Origin of the sequence: Microbacterium sp. ISL-103 (assembly GCF_018613995.1) — a bacterium.
In the GTDB taxonomy this organism is placed as follows: domain Bacteria; phylum Actinomycetota; class Actinomycetes; order Actinomycetales; family Microbacteriaceae; genus Microbacterium.
This window is the reverse complement of record NZ_JAGGPD010000598.1, coordinates 1-1,853: the sequence shown is the minus strand read 5'-3', so window position 1 is coordinate 1,853 and position 1,853 is coordinate 1. Positions and strand designations below refer to the sequence as shown.

Annotated in this window: 2 protein-coding genes and 1 pseudogene; 1 reads left to right on the top strand and 2 read right to left on the bottom strand. The window is 68.6% G+C overall.

Features of this window, described 5'->3' with window-relative positions; all coding sequences use genetic code 11:
- A partial coding sequence (locus J7E68_RS18390; RefSeq protein ID WP_215174987.1) for an aminotransferase class I/II-fold pyridoxal phosphate-dependent enzyme occupies nt 1-836 on the top strand: 836 nt, incomplete at its 5' end.
- Between the two features lie 144 nt (nt 837-980).
- Here the strand turns inward: J7E68_RS18390 and J7E68_RS18385 are convergent.
- Both J7E68_RS18385 and J7E68_RS18380 read right to left on the bottom strand, forming a co-directional pair.
- Complete coding sequence (locus J7E68_RS18385; RefSeq protein ID WP_056516966.1) at nt 981-1,484, bottom strand: DUF3145 domain-containing protein; 504 nt, start codon at nt 1,482-1,484, stop codon at nt 981-983.
- 188 nt (nt 1,485-1,672) lie between these two features.
- Nucleotides 1,673-1,853: pseudogene (locus J7E68_RS18380) on the bottom strand (hypothetical protein); the annotation flags it as partial.

Below are 1,853 nucleotides of genomic sequence, written 5' to 3'. Positions count from 1 at the left end.
CCTTCCCCCCCGCTCTGGAAGCGCTGCACCGGCACGGCTACCGTCTGCTGCCCACTCCGGTCGATGTCAGCGGCTGGGATGAGCGGCATCTCGCCGACACCCTGCTTCGCAGCCGTCCCCATGTCGCGTACCTGATCCCGGATTTCCACAACCCGACGGGTGCCACGCTCACGGACGCACAGAGGTCGCGCATCGCGACGACGGCTCGCAGCGTCGGCACCCACCTCGTCGTCGACGAGACCACTGCGGAGCTCGACATCGACCGGGGGTGGGCACCGCTGCCGATGGCGGCGTTCAGCCCCCAGGTGATCACCGTCGGTTCCATGTCGAAGATCGCCTGGGGCGGGCTGCGCATCGGCTGGATCCGCGCGAATCGGCCCCTCATCGCCCGGCTGCTCGCCACCCGACCGTCATTCGAACTGGGCACCGCGCTCCTCGAGCAGTGCATCGCCGTCGAGCTCCTGCAGGAGATGCCTGCGCTGACATCGCACGTCGCCGAGCGACTCAGCGCGGGTCGAGCCGCCGTGGCCGCAGGGCTCGAGTCGCTCGGCGGCATCTCCATGCCGCAGACAAGCGGCGGGCTCTCGGCCTGGCTCGATCTCGGCGCGCCTGTCTCGACCGCACTGTCGCTCGCCGCCCGAGGCCACGGGCTCATCCTGCCGCCGGGTCCGCGCTTCTCCACCGGCGGCGTGCTCGGGCGACGCCTGCGAATCCCGGTCACACTGCCGCCCGAGCGCACCGCCGAGGCGATGGGTCGGCTGAGGCTCGCGTGGCGCGACGTCTCGGCGGGAAGCTCCTCGCTCAGCGACGACATGCCCCGCACCGCCGTGATCTGAGCGAATGACGAAGACCCCGCCCCCTGAGATCAGGGACGGGGTCCTCGTCGTGTGGAACGGGTATTCGTTTTCTCAGCATCCGGGATCACTCACCGGCCTCCGATACTCGCGCCTTCCCGTTCCAGGTCTCTGTCGCGGCGGTGACTAGCCCACCTTGTGCAGCCAGACGACGCGGGCGTCGTCGCTCGCGTGGCGGAACGGCTCGAGCTCTTCGTCCCAGGCCGATCCGAGAGCGATGTCGAGCTCGCGCTGCAGCTCGGACGCACTGCCGGCTGCGATCTCCATCGCATAGCGGATCCGGTCTTCGCCGATGACGATGTTGCCCGCGGCATCCGTCTGGGCGTAGTGGATGCCGAGATCAGGGGTGTGCAGCCAGCGCCCGCCGTCGCTGCGAGGCGTGGGATCCTCGGTCACCTCGAAGCGGAGGTGCTCCCAGCCGCGGATCGCGGTGGCGAGAGCCGCACCGGTGCCGACCGGGCCGTCCCAGTAGAACTCGGCACGGCGCGCGCCGTCGAGCACGGGCTGGTCGCTCCAGTCGAAGTTCACCGCACGACCGATGGCGCGTCCTACCGCCCATTCCAGGTGCGGGCAGAGCGCGCGAGGTGCAGAGTGGACGAAAACCACTCCGCGTGCGTAAGCCGTCGCCATGATCTCTCCGTTTCATCAGGTGCGTCTTCCCCAACGACCTGAAACAACGAGAACTGGCGTGAATATGCGGTTATGGGGCTATTCTCGCCCAGACCAGGCGAAATCACAAGCATGTGATTCGACGACGAAGGCCCCGGTCGGATCGACCGGGGCCTTCGGACCGTCTCCGGTCGTGAATCAGACGAGGATCACGCCTCGCTCATAGCCTGCTTGACCTGCTGACCCTTCGCCGCGTAGTACGCGGCACGGGCGGCGTCACGACGAGCCTGCTCGGCGTATCCGGCCTCGAGCACGTCCTGCGGGACCTCGACGTTCGGGACGTCCTGGGTGCCGTTGTACTTCCCGGTGTCGGCGTCGAGCTCGGGGCCC

What these genes read in the sequence shown, in the direction of transcription:
- J7E68_RS18385 (WP_056516966.1), bottom strand. Translation starts at nt 1,484, where the DNA reads ATGGCGACGGCTTACGCACGCGGAGTGGTTTTCGTCCACTCTGCACCT.